This is a genomic window from Microlunatus sp. M237 (genome assembly GCF_056896895.1).
In genome coordinates this window covers 646,937-665,790 of sequence record NZ_JBXHBL010000002.1, presented here as the reverse complement: position 1 = coordinate 665,790, position 18,854 = coordinate 646,937, and the positions used below count along the sequence as shown (strand labels likewise).

Below are 18,854 nucleotides of genomic sequence, written 5' to 3'. Positions count from 1 at the left end.
GCCGCTCCCCGGATGGGAGAGTTGTGCTGTGGACGCAACTTTCTCTTCGACCCCGTCGCTTCGATCGCGATCACGCCGCGGCGTGGCCGGGCTGCTGCTCGCCCTGCTGATCGGCGTGGTCTCGCTGTTGGCGGGGCCGTTCGCCGTCCCGGCCGCGGCCGAGGGAACGGCGTCCGCCGTGGTGGCCGAGGGCAGCCTGTCGCTGGACGGGTCACTGAAGGTCAACCAGACCGTCACCCTCTCGGGCGCCGCGCCGGCCACGCTGTCGCAGAAGTTCGAGACCCGGGAGAATGCGATCGGCGACCGGCAGTACGTCTTCGAGCTCTCCGACATCACCGCCACCGTCGGCGGAAAGGCGGCCACCCCCGAGGTGACCCAGGACGGCGACTTCACCACGGTCGCGGTGACGACCGGCGGTGCCACCGAGGTCACCATCAGCTACACGGTCAAGGGCGCCGTGATCAACCTCGACGGAGGCGGCACCGCGCTCCGCTGGCGGATCCTGCAAGGGCTGAACGTCGAGGTGGCCGAGTTCCTCGCCACCGTGCGGATCCCGGTCCCGTTCAGCTACATCCGGTGCACCGCCGGAACCCCGAACTCCATCGCGCCGTGCGACTTCGCTGCTGCCGGGATGGAGAACTCCCAGGTCCCGACGTTCTCCGACGGTCCGCGCGGCGAAGGCGAGGTCGTGGCTATCGACATCGGCTTCCCGAGTGGGGCTATGCCGGCCAACGAGCAGATCGACTATCGCTGGACGGTCGGCCGCGCCTTCTCCGCCGACCCGCTGCCGCTGGCCATCGCCCTCGGACTGCTGGTGCTGGGTGGGCTGGGCCTGTGGGCGCTGCACCGCCGGGCCGGTTCGGACGCCAGCGCCCAGGGCCAGATCACCCGGGCGGGGGATTTCGTCCCGGTTGCGGCAGGACAGAGCGAGTTCCGGGTGGTCAGCGAGATCCGTCCCGGCCACATCGGCACGGTGATCGACGAGCGAGTCGACCCGATCGACGTCACGGCCACCCTGCTCGACCTGTCGGTGCGTGGCCACCTGCACATCACCGAGCTGCCACGAGCCAGCGAGTTCGCCCAGGCCGACTGGCTGCTGTCCCGCCCCGCCGGCGCCGCCACGTCGGATCTGCGCCCGTTCGAGCTGGCGCTGCTCGATGGCATCGCGCCCGAGGGCTCCGAGGTCAAGGTGTCGGAGGTGGCGCCGCGGGTGAACGCCTCCATCGGTGAGGTGCAGGACCGGTTGTATGACGAGATGGTCAGCAACGGCTGGTATGAGCGACGGCCCGACGCCATCCGCAACCGCTACGCCCGCGGTGCGGTGTTGGCGCTGATCCTGGCCGTCGTGGTGACCATGCTGCTGGCCGCGTTCACCACCTTCGGCCTGGTCGGGTTGGCCTTGTTGGTGCTGGGCCTGGGTCTGATCGTGGTGGCGCAGGAGATGCCATCGCGGACACCCAAGGGCGCCGCGCTCCTGGCCGGGCTGGGTGCGCTCCGTTCCGACCTGCTGACCCACCCGACCGACCAGATGCCCCCGGGTCAGGAGCTCCGCGAGCTGTCCGAGGTCCTGCCGTACGCCGTGGTGCTCGGCGGCGCCGACCGCTGGCTGGACGCGATCGTGGCCACGGACACCGATACAGAGGCCGACAGTGCGGACCTCAGCTGGTATCACGGGCCCGACAACTGGCACCTGCGAGACCTGCCGGACTCGCTGCGCAACTTCATCACCACGGTGTCGGGGACCCTCTTCTCCCGCTGAGGCTGTCGCGCTGGTGTGGTCAGCGGGAGAACGGCCAGCAGGAGAACGGCTCAGCGGTCGATGCTGGACAGGTTCGGGTATCGCTCGCCCACCACGGCGTCGATCGGAAACGCAGCGGTGATGGCCGCCAGATCCTGATCGGTCAGAGCAACGGTGGCGGCGGCGACGTTCTCCTCCAGATAGGCCAGCCGCTTGGTGCCCGGGATCGGCACCACGTCGTCGCCCTGTGCCAGGACCCAGGCCAAGGCCAGCTGGCCCGCGGTGATCCCCTTCTGCTCCGCCAGCGCGCGGACGGCGTCGACCAGCGCCAGGTTGGCCGCCAGTGCGTCGCCGGCGAAGCGGGGGTTGCCCCGGCGGAAGTCGCCCGGCTCCAGCACGTCGGTCGACGTGACGGCGCCGGTGAGAAACCCACGGCCGAGCGGGGAGTACGGCACCAGACCGATGCCCAGGCCACGGATCACCCCGAGGATCTCGTCCTCGAGATGGCGGGTCCACAGCGAGTATTCGGTCTGCAGCGCGGTGATGGGGTGCACCGCGTGCGCGCGGCGGATGGTGTCGGCGGACGCCTCGCTGAGCCCCAGCCGCCGTACCTTGCCGGCGGTGACCAGCTCGGCCATGGCGCCGACGGTCTCCTCGATCGGGACACCTCGGTCGACGCGGTGCTGGTAGTAGAGGTCGATGTGGTCGACGCCGAGGCGCTGCAGGCTGGCGTCGCAGGCGGAACGGACGTACTCGGGCCTGCCGTCGATCCGGCGCTTGGTCGGGTCGTCGGGGTCGCGGACGTTACCGAACTTCGTCGCGAGGACGACCTCGTCGCGGCGACCGGCGATGGCGGAGCCGACCAGTCGCTCGTTCGTGAAGGGGCCGTACATGTCGGCGGTGTCGAGCAGCGTGACACCGAGGTCGAGGGCGCGGTTGATCACCGCGGTCGCCTCCGCCTCGTCGGTGCTGCCGTAGAACTCCGACATCCCCATGCAGCCGAGGCCGAGGCTGGAGACCACGAGGTCACTGCCGAGGGCGGGGGAGCCGAGGGTACGGGTGGGCATAGTGAAATCAGTCATGGCTTCAGCCTCCGCCGTGGAGTGCACTCGAAGTCAAACCTGACCTAGGACTCGCGGGTCAGCCGGTCCTCGTAGACACCGATCTTGCGGTTGATCGCCCCGAGGTGGTCGGCGACCTCGGCCAGCTGGGCCATCACCCGGTCGCGGTGGGCGCGCAGCAGGTCGAGTCGCGCGATCTCGTTGCCGCTGCCGGCCCGGCAGAGCTCGGCGTACGCCCGGATCAGCCGGATCGGCATCCCGGTCGAGCGCAGCCGGGTGACCATGGCGATCCAGTTCAGGTCCTGCTCGGTGTAGCGGCGGTGCCCCGACGGGGCCCGGTCCACAGCATCGAGCAGCAGGCCGTCGCGTTCGTAGTAGCGCAGGGTGTGGGTGGTCAATCCGCTGCGCTGCGCCGCTTCGGCGATGGACAGGCCCGGCTCCCGTACGACATCGGTCACCGGGCCATCATCCATCTTCGAGCGCACTCGAAGTCACACCTTTCCACTCCAGCCGGGAACCAAGCTTCGTCAGAGGGTGAGGCCGGGGTAGAGCGGATACTTGTCCAACAGCTCGGCCGACGCGGCCTTGGTCGCCTCGACCACACCATCGGCCAGAAGGTACTTGGCCTTGCCGGGAGCGCCCGCCGCCGTGGTGGTCGGGGTGGTGTTGCGGAGCACGTTGACGGTCAGCTCGGCGACCTGGTCGAACTCGTCGGCGCCGAAGCCGCGGGTGGTCAGCGCCGGGGTGCCGAAGCGGACGCCAGAGGTGTACCAGGCGCCGTTCGGGTCGTTGGGCACCGAGTTGCGGTTGGTGACGATGCCGGCGTCCAGCAGCGCGGACTCCGCCTGCCGGCCGGTGAGGCCGAAGGAGGTGACGTCGAGCAGCACCAGGTGGTTGTCGGTGCCACCGGTGACCAGCTTGGCTCCGCGGCGCAGGAAGCCGTCGGCCAGTGACTTGGCGTTGTCGGCCACGTTCTGGGCGTACGTCTGGAACTCCGCGGTGCGGGCCTCGGCCAGCGCCACGGCCTTGGCCGCCATCACGTGGGACAGCGGGCCGCCGAGAACCATCGGGCAGCCGCGGTCGACCGAGTCGGCATATTCCTTGGTGGCCAGCACCAGACCGCCACGCGGACCGCGCAACGACTTGTGGGTGGTGGTGGTGACGATGTCTGCGTAGGGGACCGGGTCCTCCTCGCCGGTGAAGACCTTGCCCGCGACCAGACCGGCGAAGTGCGCCATGTCCACCATCAAGGTGGCGCCCACCTCGTCGGCGATCTCACGCATCTTGGCGAAGTTCACCCGGCGCGGATACGCCGAGTAGCCGGCGATCAGCACCAGCGGCTTGAACTCCTTGGCGGTGGCCCGCAGGGCGTCGTAGTCGAGCAGCTGGCTCTCGGGGTCGGTGCCGTAGGAGCGCTGGGCGAACATCTTGCCGGAGATGTTGGGACGGAACCCGTGCGTCAGGTGGCCGCCGGCGTCCAGCGACATGCCCAGGGCGCGCTGGTTGCCGAACTTCTTGCGCAGCGCCTCCCAGTCGTCCTCGGAGAGGTCGTTGACGCCCTTCGCGCCGTGCTCGGCCAGGGCGGGCAGCTCGACCCGGTTGGCCAGGATGGCCCAGAACGCGACCAGGTTGGCGTCGATACCGGAGTGCGGCTGGGCGTAGGCGTACTCGGCGCCGAACAGCTCACGGGCGTGCTCGGCGGCCAGCGACTCCACGGTGTCGACGTTCTGGCAGCCGGCGTAGAACCGGTGCCCGACGGTGCCCTCGGCGTATTTGTCGCTGAACCACGTCCCCATGGTCAGCAGGACGGCCGGGGAGGCGTAGTTCTCGGAGGCGATCAGCTTCAGCGAGCTGCGCTGGTCGGCGAGCTCGGCGCGGGTCGCCTCGGCGATCCGGGGCTCGACCGACTCGATCACGGCGAGCGCGGCACGGTAGGCCTCGGACGCGGTCGAGTTCATCGCGGAGGTGGAGGGGAGGGTGTCGGTCACGAAAAGTACTCCTGTGGGCGTCGGGCGGAGCGGACGTACCGCGCCAATCTATCGCTGTTTCCCGACGCCCCCTCGCCCGGTGAGACACGCCCCGGTGGGGGCGTGCCCCGGTCAGGGCCGCGAGCGGGAGATCTCGTACAGCGCGATGCCGGTGGCCACACCGGCGTTCAACGACTCGACCTGGCCGTCGATCGGGATCGACACCAGCACGTCGCACGCCTCGCGGACCAGCCGCGACAGGCCGTCGCCCTCGCTGCCCACGATCAGCACCATCGGCCCGGACGCCTGCGGCAGCCCGGCGATGTCGGTCTCGGCCTCGCCGTCCAGACCCACCAGGGCGAACCCGGCGTCGGCGTACGCCCGCAGCGCCCGGTTGAGGTTGGTGGCCCGGGCGATCGGGATCCGGGCCGCGGCGCCGGCGGAGGTCTTCCACGCAGCGGCGGTCATGCCGGCGGAGCGGCGCTCCGGGATGAGGACGCCGTTGGCGCCGAAGGCGGCCGCCGAACGGACGATGGCACCCAGGTTGCGCGGGTCGGTGATGGAGTCGAGCGCCACGATCAGCGGCTCTCCGTCGGCGTCGAACGCGGCGTTCATCAGGTCGTCCGGGTGGGCGTAGGTGAACTCGGGCAGCTGCAGCGCCACTCCCTGATGCACCGCCCCACCGGTCATCCGGTCGAGCTCGACCCGGGTCACCTCGAGCAGCGCGTTGCCGCGCGCCGCGGCCAGCTTGAGGATCTCCCGCAGCCGATCGTCCCGCTCCGCCCCCTCGGCGATGTACGCCGCCTTGACCGGGATCTCGGCCTGCATCGCCTCCAGCACCGGGTTGCGCCCGGCCACCCACTCCGGTCCGGTGCCGGGGCGACCGGTGCGCGAGCCACCGGGCCGGTCGCGCTCGCCGCGACGCTCACTGCGCTCGGCGAACGCCTTGGCCTTGTGCGCCTTGTGGTACGGCCGGTCCTCGGCCTTGGGCGTGGGGCCGCGTCCTTCCAGGCCGCGACGGACCCGGCCACCGGAACCGGCGGTGTTGCCCTTGCCCTTGCGGCGGATGGCGCCCTTGCGTTGGCTGTTGCCTGGCATCTCTTACTCTCCTTGACCCGCAGCTGCTGCGGTGTTCAGTGACCAGCGTGGTCCACGCGGGGTGTCGGAGATCTCCACACCCAGCGCGGCCAGCGAGTCGCGGATGCCGTCGGCGGCATCGAAGTCCTTACGGGCGCGGGCCGCACCCCGTTGCTCGAGCAGGGCGCCGACGAGTCCGTCGACCACCTCGCGCAGTCCCGCATCGTCGTTCCGCGTCTGCCAGACCGGGGAGGCGGCGTCGAGACCGAACACGTCCAGCATGCCCGACACGGCCCCCAGGTGACGAGCCGCGCTCTCCAGATCACCGGCGTCCAGGGCGACGTTGCCGTCCCGGACGGCCGCATAGATGGTGGCCACCGCGGTCGGCGTACCGAGGTCGTCGTCCATGGCCGCCACGAATTCGTCCGGCAGGGTGGGCTCGGCCGAGCCGACCACCTCACGGGCGCGGTCGACGAAGGAGTCGATCCGGGCGAGGGCGGCGGCGGCCTCGGTCAATGACGCGTCGGAGAACTCGATCGCCGAACGGTAGTGCGGCTGCGCCAGATAGAAGCGGACCGCCCGGGGCGGGTACGCCTTGGTGACCTCAGACACCAGCGCCCCGTTGCCGAGCGACTTGCTCATCTTCTCCCCGGCCGCCGTCACCCAGGCGTTGTGCATCCAGTAGCGGGCGAAGCGCTGCCCGGCGGCGGTGGACTGAGCCAGCTCGTTCTCGTGGTGTGGGAACCGCAGGTCGATGCCGCCGCCGTGGATGTCGAACTCGTCGCCGAGATACTTCCCGGCCATGGCCGAGCACTCCAGGTGCCAGCCCGGGCGGCCACGGCCCCACGGGCTCGGCCAGGACGCCGTGAGCGGCTCGGCCGGCTTGTGGCCTTTCCAGAGGGCGAAGTCGCGCGGGTCGCGCTTGCCGCGTGGGTCGGCGTCGGCAGCAGCTTCCATCTCGTCGATCTTCTGCCCGGACAGCGATCCATAGCTGGGCCAGGAGCGTACGTCGAAATAGACATCGCCGGAGCCGTCTTCGGCAGGGTAGGCGTGGCCACGCTCGATCAGGACGGTGATCAGCTCGTGCATCTCCGGCACGTGCCCGGTCGCGCGCGGTTCGTACGTCGGCGGCTCGCAGCCGAGTGCGGCGTAGGCGTCGTGCAGCTCCCGCTCGAAGCGGTAGGCGTGGGCGAACCACGGCACCCCGGCCTCGGCGGACTTGATCAAGATCTTGTCGTCGATGTCGGTGACGTTGGCGATCACCGTCACCGCAAAGCCGGACCGGGTCAGCCAGCGGCGCAGGACGTCGAAGACGACCTCCTTGCGGATGTGGCCCAGGTGCGGTGCGGACTGGACGGTGAGCCCGCAGTGATAGATCGACACCTGACCAGGCACGATCGGGACGAAGTCACGGGTGGAGCGGGTTGCGGTGTCGTAAAGCCGGAAAGTCACTGCGGCAGCCTATCGGGGGCCGACGCGCGGGCCGGCTCCTTCGCCTGGGCCATCAGCCGCCGCATCGCCTCGATGCCCTCGCGCAGCGCCTTGTGGTCGCGCTTCGACATGGTGGCCAGATAGGGCTCGACGTTGGTCCCGACCGCTTGCCGCATCGCCCGCAGCTGGTCGAGGCCGTCTTCGGTCAGCTCGATCATCCAGGCCCGCGCGTCGGTGGGGTCGGTGGTCCGGCTGACCAGCAGCTGGGCCTCCAGCCGCTTCACGTGGTTGGTGATGGTGGGCTGCGAGCACCGCTCCAGCACCGCCAGGTCGCTGATCCGCGACGGGCCGTTGTCGGACAGCCGTGCCAAGATCCTGGCCGAGGCCAGACTCATCCCCCAGCCGGTGGTCGAGGTCCAGCGCACCATCCGCGCCGCGGTGGTCACCAGGTCCTCGCCCAGGGAGTGCAGATCTTCGTCCATTGTCGAAGCCTATTCCCCGAGAGCCTTAGCGGCTGACTGCAGCGACGACTAGTCGCGCCAACTCTCGATAGGCTTCGGCATCGGTGAGTCCGGTGGCTTCCTGCACCTCCCCGGCGGTGATCCTGCGCATGGTGGCGGTCACCACTTCGGCGACGAACGCCGTGGGGACTGTCCGGAAGGCCCCGGACCGGGTGCCCTCGTCCAGCAGGCCGCGAACACGCCGGGCCGCCGCGGCCGTATTGGTCTCATAGATCTCCCGCGCGGGGGCGAAGGCCGCCACGTCGCGGTGGAACTCGCGCGACGCCGGTCGCAAGGCCTCAGCAACTGCCTCGAGATAGCGGGTCACCCGCCGTGCCGGCGAGCGGGTGCGACCGATCGCTGCCTCCACCTGCGCGGTGGCCCGGCGGAAGAAGTGCTGGACCGCCGCGGTGGCCAGCTGCTCCTTGCTGTCGGCCAACGCATACAAGGTGCGCTTCGAACAGCCGAGGCTGCCGGCCAGGTCGTCGAGGGTGAGGTGGCTGAATCCCTGTGCCAGCACAAGGTCCACCAGCTCGTCCAGCAGGTCGGACTGGCGTCGGGTCAACGAACGGTCGGGAGCAGCGACTACCATGGCGGTACTAGCGTACTCTGATCCGTACCGCTTTCCTGCGGCAAAGGCGCCGAACCCGACGAGGGGGACCGATGGCCGTCGACCGACTGCTGCCGAGCGCGGAGGCCGCCGAGCTCGTTGCCCTCGTTCGGGAGATCGCCCAGTCGGAGCTGCTGCCGCGCGCCGCGGCCACCGAAGAGTCCGGCACCTTCCCCCGCGACGTCTACGCCCTGCTCGGCGAGGCCGGCCTGATGGGGATGTCGTTCCCGGAGCAGTACGGCGGTCTCGGCCAGCCGTACGAGGTCTACCTGCAGGCGCTCGAGGAGGTCGCGACCGCCTGGATGAGCGTCGGCGTCGGACTCTCGGTGCACGTGATGAGCTGCACGGTGCTGGCGAGGTTCGGCACCGCCGAGCAACGCGCGGCGCTGCTGCCGGGGATGGTCGACGGTGACACCCTCGGCGCCTTCGCTCTCTCCGAGGCCCAAGCGGGCTCGGACATCACCGGTATCACCACGAGGGCCACTCCCACCGACGAGGGCTATCTGCTGTCCGGCGCCAAGGCCTGGACCACCCACGGCTCGCACGCGGACTTCTACACGATCTTCGCCCGGACCAGTGACGCCCGGACCGAGGGCATCTCCGCGTTCGTCCTGCCCGGTGACGCCCCCGGGCTCTCCTTCGGAGCGCCGGAGAAGAAGATGGGAATGACCGCCTCGGTCACCACGGCGCTCTATCTCGACGCCGCCGCCGTCACTGCGGAGCGACGCATCGGGGCCGAGGGCGACGGGATGACGATCGCCCTGTCGGCGCTCGACGCGGGTCGGCTGGGAATCGCCGCCTGCGCCACCGGGCTGGCCCAGGCGGCGCTGGACTGCGCCGTGGCCTACGCCGGGCAACGGACCCAGTTCGGGCGGACCCTGGCCGAGTTCCAGGGGCTGCAGTTCCTGCTGGCCGAGATGGCGGCCGCGGTGGACAGTGCCCGGGCCAGCTATCTGATGGCGGCCCGACGACGCGACGCCGGCCGACCGTTCACCCGCGACGCGGCCGTGGCCAAGCTGGTGGCCACCGACGCTGCCATGAAGGTGACCACCGACGCGGTGCAGGTGCTCGGCGGCTACGGCTACACCACCGACTTCCCGGCCGAGCGCTATCTGCGCGAGGCCAAGGTGACCCAGATCTTCGAGGGCACCAACCAGATCCAGCGGCTGGTGATCGCCCGCCAGCTGCTCCGCACCCCCTGAAGGAGAACCGTGCAGCTGTCCGCGTCCGACGTCGTCCTGGTCACCGGCGGAGCCTCCGGGCTCGGCGCCGCCACCGTCGACGCTGCCCTGGCCGCCGGGGCGCAGGTGGTCATCGTCGACCTGCCCGGCTCGGCCGGTGCGGCCCGCGCCGCCGAGCGAGGGGACCGGGTGGCGTTCGCACCCGCCGACGTCCGTGACCCCGACCAGGTCAGCGCGGCGGTGGCGCTGGCCACCAGGCGCGGGACCCTCCGGGTGGTGGTGAGCTGCGCCGGGGTGGCGACGCCGGGCCGGATCCTCGGCCGGCGCGGCGTCCTCGACCTGGCGGCTTTCCAGGCGGTGGTCGACATCAACCTGGTGGGCACCTTCAACGTGCTCCGGCTGGCCGCCGAGGCAATGGCCGGCAACGAACCGCTGGACGGCGACCGTGGTCTGGTGGTGATGACGGCCAGCGTGGCTGCGTACGACGGCCAGGTCGGCCAGGCCGCGTACGCCGCGAGCAAGGGTGGGATCGTGGCGCTGACCCTGACCGCGGCCCGCGACCTCGCCGGGCACGCGATCCGGGTGATGACCATCGCCCCGGGCGTGATGGAGACGCCGATGATGGCCGGCCTGCCCGGCGACACCCGGAGCAGCCTCGAGGCGTTGGTGCCGCACCCCGCCCGGCTGGGCCGACCGGCGGAGTACGCCCTGCTGGTCGACCAGCTGATCGCCAACCCCTTGCTCAACGGCGAGGTGGTCCGCCTCGACGGCGCGCTGCGGATGCCCCCGCGCTGAGGTGCCCGGCACGACCGGGCCCACAGCCGGACCCAAGCCGGACCCGCAGCCGGAGCTGTCTAGCTGCTCTGGGCGGACTTGGCCCGGCGGAGCGCGTCGATGTCGAGATAGGCCGATGACGGCGCATCGTCGGCGTCGGACTCGCCGTCCTCCCACGGGTCGTACGGCTTGTCGTCGGCGTCGTCGGCATAGCCCTGGGACGGGTCGTAGGGGTTGGACAGCCGGTTGGGGCCTTCCATCCCGGTGACCGTGACCGCCTCGTCGGGCAGCTGCTTGAGCACCGTCTTCATATAGCCGTCGGCGGCCTCCAGCATCGGCACCTCGGAGCCGGCCCGCTCCGACATGAACCAGCGGTGCTCCAGCACCTCGTGATAGAGCTCGGCCGGCTCCCGCTTGGCGCTCAGATCCGGCGGTACGGCGTTGATGACCGGCTCGAACTGCGTCGTCAGCCACTGGTGGGCCACGATCGACTCGTCGGCGTTCTGCTGGTCGGTCCGGGCGCGGAAGCTGTCCAGGTCGTTCAGCAGCCGGCGTGCCTGATTCTCCTCGGTGTCCAGCCCGGTCAGCCGGATCAGCCGGCGGGAGTGGTGACCGGCGTCGACGACCTTGGGCTGGATGCGGATGGTCGAGCCGGCGAAGTCGGTGGTGATGTCGAGTTCGGCCACGTCGAAGCCGAGGGCGTTCAACCGGCGGACGCGGCTCTCGATCCGGTGCATCTCGCTGCCGTCGAACTCCTCCACCCCGGTCAGCTCCGACCAGAGCTCGCGGTAGCGGTTCTCGATCGTCTCCACCAGGATGAGTGGGTCCAGCGCCTCGTCCAGCAGACCGCCCGCCTCCAGGTCGGAGAACTCGCCGAAGAGGTTGGTGCGGGCGATGGTCAGGTCGTGCTCACGCTGCCCGGTGGTCAGCTCGTCATGCAGCTCGCCGGTCTCGGCGTCCACCAGATACGCCGCGAACGCGCCGGCGTCGCGCCGGAACAAGGTGTTGGACAGCGACACGTCACCCCACAGGAACCCGGTCAGGTGCAGCCGGGCGAGCAGCACCACCATGGCGTCGACCAGCCGGTTGACGGTGTCTTGGCGTACGCCCCGGCTGAACAGCGAGCGATAGGGCAGTGAGAACTGCAGGTGCTTGGTCAGCAGCGCGGGGTCCAGCGGCTCGCCGTTGGCGTCGACCCGGTTGGTGACCACACCGACGGGGTCGACCGAGGGGACGTCCAGTCGAGCGAGATCCCGCAGCAGCCGGTATTCGTGCAGGGCGAGATGCTCGAGCACCTCCTTCACCGCGTAGATGTCGGAGCCGACCCGGACGAAGCGCACCACGTGCCGCGAGATACCGCGGGGCAGCGCGACCAGGGTCGACTCCGGCCAGTCCTCCAGCGGGGTCCCCCAGGGCAGGGTGATCAGTCGGGAATCCGGCTTCGCTGACAAGAACCTGGGCACCGATCCAGTTTGTCATGTCGGTCCGGGATGGGGAGTAGCGTCAACACATGGCAACGTCTGAGTTCTCTCTGGCCGGCCGCCCCGTCTCTCGGGTCGGGTTCGGCGCCATGCAGCTGTGTGGTCCGGGCGTGATGGGCCCGCCGCGGGACCGCGACGAGGCACTCGCCGTGCTCCGCCGAGCCGTCGAGCTGGGGGCCAACCACATCGACACCGCGCAGTACTACGGCCCCGACGTGGCCAACGAGCTGATCCGCGCCGCACTGCACCCCTATCCGGACGACCTGGTGCTGGTCTCCAAGGTCGGGGCGGTGCGCGACGACGCCGGCGGCTGGGTGACGGCGCTGCGCCCCGAAGACCTGCGGGCGGGGGTGGAGGACAACCTTCGCGCCCTCGACGTCGAGCAGCTCGGCGCTGTCAACCTGCGGCTGCCGGACGCCGGCGACCCCTCAGCGGCCACCGAGGCGGCATCACTGGCCGACCAGCTCGCCGACCAGCTGGCCGAGCTGGTGGCGCTGCGGGAAGAGGGCAAGATCGCCGGCGTCGGGATCTCCAACGCGACGCTGGAGCAGGTGGAGACCGCGATCGACGTGGCCGACCTCGTCTGCGTTCAGAACGCGTTCAGCCTGGTCGCCCAGGGCGACGCCGCGGTGCTCGACCGGTGCACCGAGGCGGGGGTCGCCTACGTGCCGTTCTTCCCGCTCGGATCAGCCTTCCCCGGCATGCCACGGGTGAATGAGCAGGGTCCCGTGCTGTCCGTGGCCCAGCGGCTCGGCTGCACCCCGGCCCAGGTGGGCCTGGCCTGGCTGCTGGCCCGGGCCGACAACGTGCTGCTGATCCCGGGCACCTCGTCCTTGGCGCACCTGAAGCAGAACATGGCCGCCGGTGCGGTGGAGCTCTCCGCCGAGGACCTGGCCACGCTGTCGGCGGTCTAGGGTGGGCCGGTGACTGCCGGCGCCCTTAGCCTCCCGGTCGCGGGTCGGGCCCGTCTCCTCGACGAGCCGACCTGGACCGAGCTCCGCGATATCCACACCACCCGGGTCGACGGCTGGCTGGCCTCCCATCGGGCGCGCCGCAGTCGTGGCATCGAGCACCCGGTGGAGGACTTCCTCTTCGAGTACTACAACCAGCGGCCCTACCAGCTGCGCCGCTGGCATCCCGGGGCCGGGGTGGTGCTGCAGGGAGAGGGCGCCGCCGAGTGGCTGGAGTGGCGGGACTACGTCCGTACCGAGGAGGGCGTGACCGTCGACGTGGCGGCGGTGTGCGCGGTCCGCGGCGCGACGATCCGCTGGGTGCACGAGCTGCTGACCCGCACCGCGGACCGGCCGGGGTTCTTCGGCTGCTTCGGGCTGCACGAGTGGGCCATGGTCTATCGCCAGCAGGAGACCGAGCGACGGCACCCGGACTGGCCGCTGCGGTTTGCGCCGGAGCGGGTGGCTGCGGTGGTGGAGGAGCGGGGCGTCCGCTGTGGCCACTTCGACGCCTTCCGCTTCTTCACCCCACCGGCCCGCCAGCTCAACCTGCTGCAGCCGTCGCGGGCCGACCAGGCGGAGCTGGAGCAGCCCGGCTGCCTGCACGCCAACATGGACCTCTACAAGTGGGCCTACAAGCTGTCCCCGCTGGTGCCCTCGGACCTGGTCGCCGACACGTTCGCGCTGGCCCGGGAGATCCGTGAGCTGGACATGCGCGCCAGCCCGTACGACCTGACCGCCCTCGGTTTCGAGCCGGTGCCGATCGAGACGCCGGAGGGCCGAGCGGCGTACGCGGCGGCGCAGAAGGAGTTCAGCGTCCGGGCCGCGCCGTTGCGGCAGCGGCTGATCGAGGTGCTGGACGGCGTGCTGGGATCGGTGTCGGCCTGAGCCTGACCGCTCGCGTCACGCCGCCGCAGTCACCCGGGCCAGCCGGGACATCGGTCGGAAGAACCAGCTGGGGCCGCAGTTCAGCTGTCCGCCGTCGGCCATGAAGCCGTTACGGGCGTAGAACCGCGCCGCCCGGTCGTTGCCGTGCAGGATCCACAGATAGGCGTCGCGACCCTCCAGCGCGGCGTCCAGCAGCCGCTGGCCGAGTCCGCTGCCGTGGGTGCGCGCCCGGGTGTAGATGTGGTGCAGCTGAAACGTCATCGCGGTCGGCGGCGCCCCCATCTCGAGCTCCCAGGGCTGCGGACCCGGCCCGGACCGGGCCACGCCGACCACCTCACCGCTCGTGTCCACCGCCACCCAGGTGCGGGTCCGGCGCGGCTGCTCCCGCTCCGCGGCGAGCCAGGCCTCGCGGGTCGAGCGGATGGTCGCCTCGACATTGGCGCGGTGCTGGTCGGCGAACTCCGGCGGCATGATCTCGGCGTACGTCTCCGCCAGACACTCCACGTGGCAACGGACGTACGCCTCGGCGTCGTCAAGGGTGGTGGGTCGGATCAGGTGCTCCATCGGCACGGTCTGCGGTCTCCTTCGTGAACTGGCCGCCCTACGCTAGCGCGCCGAGGCATAGCATCGAGCGGGTGATGAGGAGTGGCGACGGTTGGACCACCTGCGGTCTCGGCCATCGCCACTGGGGTCTGTACGGCGCGGCAGGTCTGCTGCTCCGCTCGAGCGCGGCGATCGATGCCGATGTCCTGCTGCAGCTGCGGGTGCACTGGAGTCACCACGGCGGCACCTGGGGGGTGCTCGGCGGAGCCCGGGAGCAGTCCGAGAGCGCGGTGACCGCCGCCCTGCGAGAAGCCGGCGAGGAGTCCACCCTCGAGCCCGACCAGGTCCGGGTGGAGGGGACCTATCTCGACGACCACGGCGGCTGGTCCTATTCCACCGTGGTCGCCTCCGCTCTGACCGGGCTGCAGCCGGCGCCCCGCGGGACCGAGAGCGACGCGGTGCGCTGGGTGGCTCCTGATCGGCTGGCGGAGCTGCCGCTGCATCCGGGCTTCGCCGCCAGCTGGCCGGCGCTGCGGCGGGTGGGTCCGGCTCCGGTGCTGGTGGTGGACGCGGCCAACACCATCGGCAGCCGACCCGACGGGTGGTGGCGTGACCGCTCAGGTGCCGTACGTCGGCTGCGCGACGAGCTGGCGGCGATGGTCGAGGCGGGTATCCCGGTGCCGGGCCTCGGTCCGGTGGACCCGACCGGGACCGGTCTGGCCCGGCGGTTCCCGAGTGTCGTGCTGGTGACCGAAGGGGCGGCCCGCGACGTGTCCGGGGTGCCCGCTGTCGAGGTCGTCGCGGCGCCCGGGTCGGGCGACGACACCATCGTCGCGCTGGCGGCGGAGCGTACGCCCGGTCCCCGGTCGGTGGTGGTGGTGACCGCGGACCATGAGCTGAGAAGCCGGGTCGGTGCGGTTGGCGCCGCTGTGGTCGGGCCGCGGTTCTTGCTCGACCTGCTCTGAGCCCACAACGCAACAGGCCCCCGCTCGGAAGCGGGGGCCTGCTGGTCGGTCAGGGTCCCGGGTTGCCCCGGGCCGGGTCGCGGCTCAGGAGAGACGGTCGCCGGTCTTGGTCGAGAACAGGTGGAAGTGCTCCGGGTCGCCGGTCAGGCGCACGGTGGTGCCGCGGCTCGGAGGACGACGCGACGAGATACGAGCCACGATCTGCTGCGCGTTGAGACGCTCGTCCTCGCCCAGGCCCGCCAGGGTGCCGTAGAGGTAGGCGTCGGCGCCGAGCTCCTCGACCACGGCCACGTCGAGGCCGATGCCCTCGCCGTTGTCCGCGATCGCGAAGTTCTCCGGCCGGATGCCGAGGGTGAGCTTGTCCTCGCCGGCGGCCTTGGTCAGCCACTCGCGGGGGACCGGCACGGTGTAGTCGCCGACCTGGATGCCACCGTCGACGACGGTGCCCTCGATCAGGTTCATGGCCGGCGAACCGATGAAGCCGGCGACGAACAGGTTCTTCGGGTTGTCGTAGAGACCCAGCGGGCTGTCGACCTGCATCAGCACGCCGTCCTTCATGACCGCAACCCGGTCACCCATCGTCATGGCCTCGACCTGGTCGTGGGTCACGTAGACGGTGGTGACACCGAGCCGGGTCTGCAGCGCGGCGATCTGGGTGCGGGTGGAGACGCGGAGCTTGGCGTCGAGGTTCGACAGCGGCTCGTCCATCAAGAAGACCTGCGGCTGACGGACGATGGCGCGGCCCATGGCGACGCGCTGACGCTGACCACCGGAGAGCGCCTTCGGCTTGCGGTTGAGGAAGTCCTCCAGGCCGAGGAGCTTGGCGGCCTCCATCACTCGCTGCTGACGCTCGGCCTTGGGCACGTTCGCCATCTTCAGCGCGAAGCCCATGTTGTCGCCCACGGTCATGTGGGGATACAGCGCGTAGTTCTGGAAGACCATGGCGATGTCACGGTCCTTGGGTGGCAGGTCGGTGACGTCGCGGTCGCCGATGTGGATGGTGCCCTGGTTGACCTCTTCGAGGCCGGCCAGCATCCGCAGGGAGGTCGACTTGCCGCAGCCGGAGGGGCCGACGAGAACCATGAACTCGCCGTCGGCGATGTCCAGGCTCAGCTTGTCAACGGAGGGGTGATCTGCACCCGGGTAGACGCGAGTTGCGTCGTTGAATGAAACGGTGGCCATGCCACACATCCTTTCCACGGGCAGGTACGTGCCCGACGATCCGTAGTGGAAAACAGTCCATCGGGAGTCCCGATGGAATACACAGCCCGGGAACGAAGTGTCAGCTCAACCAGGCTTCGGTCGCTGACTTCCTTGTTCGGGGACCGTGCACCCACACTATAGAGCCACGATCTGCGACAGACAGAACGTCTGGGCCAAAGAGTTCACTGAGAGTCGTCGGCCGGTGCCGGGCCGGCCGAGAGCGCGGCGTCAGCGCAGCTGCACCAGCTGGCTGCCGTCGTCGAAACTGAAGTCGTCCACCGTGGCGGTGACCTCGAGCTCGCGGAGCTGGGCGCTGGCCCAGAAGTTGGTCAAGAACGCGGTATCGGCGGCGTCGCGGCCGGTGGCCACCCGCAGCAGGCTCTGCCGGGGCGCCAGCCGGGTGGCGTCCACGACATACCAGGAGCCGTCGACGAAGGCCTCGGCCACGGCGTGGAACTCCATCGGGCTGAGGCCGGGGGCGTACACCGCGGCCATCCGGGCGGGGACGTTGAGGGCCCGCAGCAAGGCGATGGCCAGGTGGGCGAAGTCGCGGCAGACGCCCTGGCGGGCCAGCAGCGTACGTACCGCGCCGTCCGTCGGCAGGCTGGATCCGGTGACGTAGACCAGCTTGGCCTCGACCCACTCGCTGACCGCGTGCAGCAGCGCCTGTCCCGCCAACCCCGAGAACTCGCTGCTCGCAGTCGGGCCGAGCGTGTCGGACTCGCAGTAGCGGCTGGGTCGGAGGTAGGTGATCATGTCGAGATCGCTGAGCGGCGCCGGCGGCGCCTGGCCGTCGACCTCGGCGCGGTAGTCGAGGACCACCGGCCCGCCGTCGACCACGAGCTGGTGCAGCCGGGTGCCGTGCGCGTCCAGCAGCTCGGTGGGCTGCTGCGGGGTGCCGTCGACGAGCACCTCGAGCGACTCGCTCGCCAGTGGCGCTCCGGTCGCCGCTGTGACGGCGTAGACGAGCTTGGCTGGGCCGGTGAGGGCGATGTCGAGGTGCGCGGTGACGGTCCGTCTCATGACCGGATTCCTACACCAGCCACCCTACGAACACGTTACGGGTCTCGGATTCAGCCGTGGTTCAGCACTCGACGATGTTGACGGCGAGGCCGCCGCGGGAGGTCTCCTTGTATTTCACCTTCATGTCGGCCCCGGTCTCCATCATCGTCTTGATCACCTTGTCCAGGCTGACGGTGTGCCGTCCGTCGCCATACAGGGCCAGCCGGGCAGCGGTGATCGCCTTGACCGACCCGACGGCGTTCCGTTCGATGCAGGGGATCTGGACCAGCCCGCCGACCGGGTCGCAGGTCAGCCCGAGGTGGTGCTCCATCCCGATCTCGGCGGCGTTCTCGACCTGCTCCGGGGTGCCGCCGAAGATCTCCGCCAGGGCACCGGCGGCCATCGAGCAGGCGGTGCCGACCTCGCCCTGGCAGCCGACCTCGGCGCCGGAGATGGAAGCGGTCTGTTGATAGATGGCGCCCAGCGCACCGGCCACCAGCAGGAACCGCACGATCGCGTCATCGTCGGTGCCGGGGACGAAGCGGACCGCGTAGTGCAGCACGGCCGGGATGATGCCCGCGGCGCCGTTGGTCGGGGCGGTGACGACCCTGCCGCCGGAGGCGTTCTCCTCGTTGACCGCCAGCGCCCACAGGGTGACCCAGTCCATCGCGGCCAGCGGGTCGATCTCGTTGCGGAAGCGGCCGGCGTCGGTCAGCAGCCTGGCGTTCAGCTCGGCGGCGCGGCGGCGGACCTTCAGCCCGCCGGGTAGCACGCCGGTGGTGCGGCAGCCGTTGGTCACGCACTCCGCCATCACCGACCAGATGCGGAGCAGCCCGGCGCGGACCTCCGCCTCGGGCCGGCGGGCGGACTCGTTGGCCAGCATCACCTGGCTGATCGGGAGGCCGGTGGCGGTGCAGTGCTCGAGCAGCTCGTCGCCGGTGCGGAAGGGGTACGGCACGGGCGTGGGGTCGGGTCGCAGCAGCGGGCGGCCACTGCCGTCGTCGTCGAGGACGAACCCGCCGCCGATGGAGTAGTAGGTGCGCTCCGGCACCGCGGTCTGGCCGGCGTACGCGGTGAAGGTCATGCCGTTGGGGTGGAAGTGCAGCGACCTCCGGCGGTGCAGCACCAGGTCGGCGTCGCGGTCGAACGCCACCGGATGGATGCCGGCGAGCAGCAGCCGGCCGGTAGCGCAGATCTCGGCGGCTCGCTGCGGGGCGGTGCGGGTGTCGACGGTCTCCGGGTCGCCGCCCTCCAGGCCCCAGAGCACGGCGTGATAGCTGCCGTGTCCGTGCCCGGTGGCGCCGAGTGAGCCGAACAGCTCGGACTGGACGCGGGTCACCCGGTCCAATTCGCCCGAGGTGGCGACGTCCGCGGCGAACCGGGCAGCTGCCCGCATCGGTCCGACGGTGTGCGAGCTGGACGGCCCGATTCCGATGCTGAACAGGTCGAACACACTGATGCTCACCTGTCCAGTGTGCCCGCT

At 70.6% G+C, this 18,854-nt stretch carries 18 protein-coding genes; 6 read left to right on the top strand and 12 right to left on the bottom strand.

Annotation, left to right across the window (positions count from 1 at the left end; genetic code table 11):
- Positions 1 to 28 precede the first annotated feature (28 nt).
- Positions 29 to 1,759, top strand: coding sequence for a DUF2207 family protein (locus tag AC1XX3_RS09350; protein WP_483320815.1), 1,731 nt, complete (start codon positions 29 to 31; stop codon positions 1,757 to 1,759).
- 50 nt (positions 1,760 to 1,809) lie between these two features.
- Here AC1XX3_RS09350 and AC1XX3_RS09345 read toward each other — a convergent pair whose 3' ends face one another.
- From AC1XX3_RS09345 to AC1XX3_RS09315, 7 genes are all read right to left on the bottom strand, one after another.
- A complete protein-coding gene (locus tag AC1XX3_RS09345) occupies positions 1,810 to 2,820 on the bottom strand; it encodes an aldo/keto reductase (RefSeq protein WP_483320814.1) in 1,011 nt (336 codons plus the stop codon).
- Between the two features lie 44 nt (positions 2,821 to 2,864).
- Positions 2,865 to 3,257 carry a MerR family transcriptional regulator gene (locus tag AC1XX3_RS09340; RefSeq protein WP_483320813.1) on the bottom strand — a complete coding sequence of 131 codons (393 nt, stop codon included), beginning with the start codon at positions 3,255 to 3,257 and terminating at the stop codon, positions 2,865 to 2,867.
- Positions 3,258 to 3,326: 69 nt separating this feature from the next.
- On the bottom strand, positions 3,327 to 4,757 hold the full coding sequence (locus AC1XX3_RS09335) for a glycine hydroxymethyltransferase (RefSeq protein WP_483321174.1): 1,431 nt from the start codon (positions 4,755 to 4,757) through the stop codon (positions 3,327 to 3,329).
- Between the two features lie 141 nt (positions 4,758 to 4,898).
- Positions 4,899 to 5,864, bottom strand: coding sequence for a 23S rRNA (guanosine(2251)-2'-O)-methyltransferase RlmB (gene rlmB / locus AC1XX3_RS09330; RefSeq protein ID WP_483320812.1), 966 nt, complete (start codon positions 5,862 to 5,864; stop codon positions 4,899 to 4,901).
- A 3-nt stretch (positions 5,865 to 5,867) separates the two neighbouring features.
- The gene (gene cysS / locus AC1XX3_RS09325) at positions 5,868 to 7,295 is read right to left on the bottom strand and encodes a cysteine--tRNA ligase (RefSeq protein ID WP_483320811.1); all 1,428 of its coding nucleotides are present in this window, start codon (positions 7,293 to 7,295) and stop codon (positions 5,868 to 5,870) included.
- On the bottom strand, positions 7,292 to 7,756 hold the full coding sequence (locus AC1XX3_RS09320) for a MarR family winged helix-turn-helix transcriptional regulator (RefSeq protein WP_483320810.1): 465 nt from the start codon (positions 7,754 to 7,756) through the stop codon (positions 7,292 to 7,294). The genes cysS and AC1XX3_RS09320 overlap by 4 nt, the downstream gene beginning before the upstream one ends.
- A gap of 25 nt (positions 7,757 to 7,781) precedes the next feature.
- Positions 7,782 to 8,366, bottom strand: coding sequence for a TetR/AcrR family transcriptional regulator (locus AC1XX3_RS09315; protein WP_483320809.1), 585 nt, complete (start codon positions 8,364 to 8,366; stop codon positions 7,782 to 7,784).
- Between the two features lie 71 nt (positions 8,367 to 8,437).
- Between AC1XX3_RS09315 and AC1XX3_RS09310 the strand changes: the two genes are divergently transcribed.
- Both AC1XX3_RS09310 and AC1XX3_RS09305 read left to right on the top strand, forming a co-directional pair.
- The gene (locus AC1XX3_RS09310) at positions 8,438 to 9,586 is read left to right on the top strand and encodes an acyl-CoA dehydrogenase family protein (protein WP_483320808.1); all 1,149 of its coding nucleotides are present in this window, start codon (positions 8,438 to 8,440) and stop codon (positions 9,584 to 9,586) included.
- 9 nt (positions 9,587 to 9,595) lie between these two features.
- Positions 9,596 to 10,360: an SDR family NAD(P)-dependent oxidoreductase gene (locus tag AC1XX3_RS09305; protein WP_483320807.1), complete on the top strand. Its 765-nt coding sequence runs from the start codon at positions 9,596 to 9,598 to the stop codon at positions 10,358 to 10,360.
- Between the two features lie 59 nt (positions 10,361 to 10,419).
- Here AC1XX3_RS09305 and AC1XX3_RS09300 read toward each other — a convergent pair whose 3' ends face one another.
- Positions 10,420 to 11,802, bottom strand: a complete 1,383-nt coding sequence (locus AC1XX3_RS09300; protein WP_483320806.1) for a DUF4032 domain-containing protein — start codon at positions 11,800 to 11,802, stop codon at positions 10,420 to 10,422.
- 47 nt (positions 11,803 to 11,849) lie between these two features.
- Between AC1XX3_RS09300 and AC1XX3_RS09295 the strand changes: the two genes are divergently transcribed.
- Positions 11,850 to 12,734: an oxidoreductase gene (locus AC1XX3_RS09295; protein WP_483320805.1), complete on the top strand. Its 885-nt coding sequence runs from the start codon at positions 11,850 to 11,852 to the stop codon at positions 12,732 to 12,734.
- 9 nt (positions 12,735 to 12,743) lie between these two features.
- Positions 12,744 to 13,658, top strand: a complete 915-nt coding sequence (locus tag AC1XX3_RS09290) for a 3-methyladenine DNA glycosylase (RefSeq protein ID WP_483320804.1) — start codon at positions 12,744 to 12,746, stop codon at positions 13,656 to 13,658.
- Between the two features lie 15 nt (positions 13,659 to 13,673).
- Here AC1XX3_RS09290 and AC1XX3_RS09285 read toward each other — a convergent pair whose 3' ends face one another.
- On the bottom strand, positions 13,674 to 14,222 hold the full coding sequence (locus AC1XX3_RS09285; RefSeq protein WP_483320803.1) for a GNAT family N-acetyltransferase: 549 nt from the start codon (positions 14,220 to 14,222) through the stop codon (positions 13,674 to 13,676).
- A gap of 74 nt (positions 14,223 to 14,296) precedes the next feature.
- Between AC1XX3_RS09285 and AC1XX3_RS09280 the strand changes: the two genes are divergently transcribed.
- A complete protein-coding gene (locus AC1XX3_RS09280) occupies positions 14,297 to 15,166 on the top strand; it encodes an NUDIX hydrolase (protein WP_483320802.1) in 870 nt (289 codons plus the stop codon).
- Between the two features lie 84 nt (positions 15,167 to 15,250).
- Here the strand turns inward: AC1XX3_RS09280 and AC1XX3_RS09275 are convergent, their stop codons facing one another.
- The 3 genes from AC1XX3_RS09275 to AC1XX3_RS09265 form a co-directional block, all read right to left on the bottom strand.
- Entirely contained in the window at positions 15,251 to 16,348 is a 1,098-nt protein-coding gene (locus AC1XX3_RS09275) for an ABC transporter ATP-binding protein (RefSeq protein ID WP_483320801.1), read from the bottom strand.
- 249 nt (positions 16,349 to 16,597) lie between these two features.
- Positions 16,598 to 17,392 carry a transglutaminase-like domain-containing protein gene (locus AC1XX3_RS09270; RefSeq protein ID WP_483320800.1) on the bottom strand — a complete coding sequence of 265 codons (795 nt, stop codon included), beginning with the start codon at positions 17,390 to 17,392 and terminating at the stop codon, positions 16,598 to 16,600.
- Positions 17,393 to 17,453: 61 nt separating this feature from the next.
- Positions 17,454 to 18,836 carry an L-serine ammonia-lyase gene (locus AC1XX3_RS09265; protein ID WP_483320799.1) on the bottom strand — a complete coding sequence of 461 codons (1,383 nt, stop codon included), beginning with the start codon at positions 18,834 to 18,836 and terminating at the stop codon, positions 17,454 to 17,456.
- Between the last annotated feature and the right edge of the window lie 18 nt (positions 18,837 to 18,854).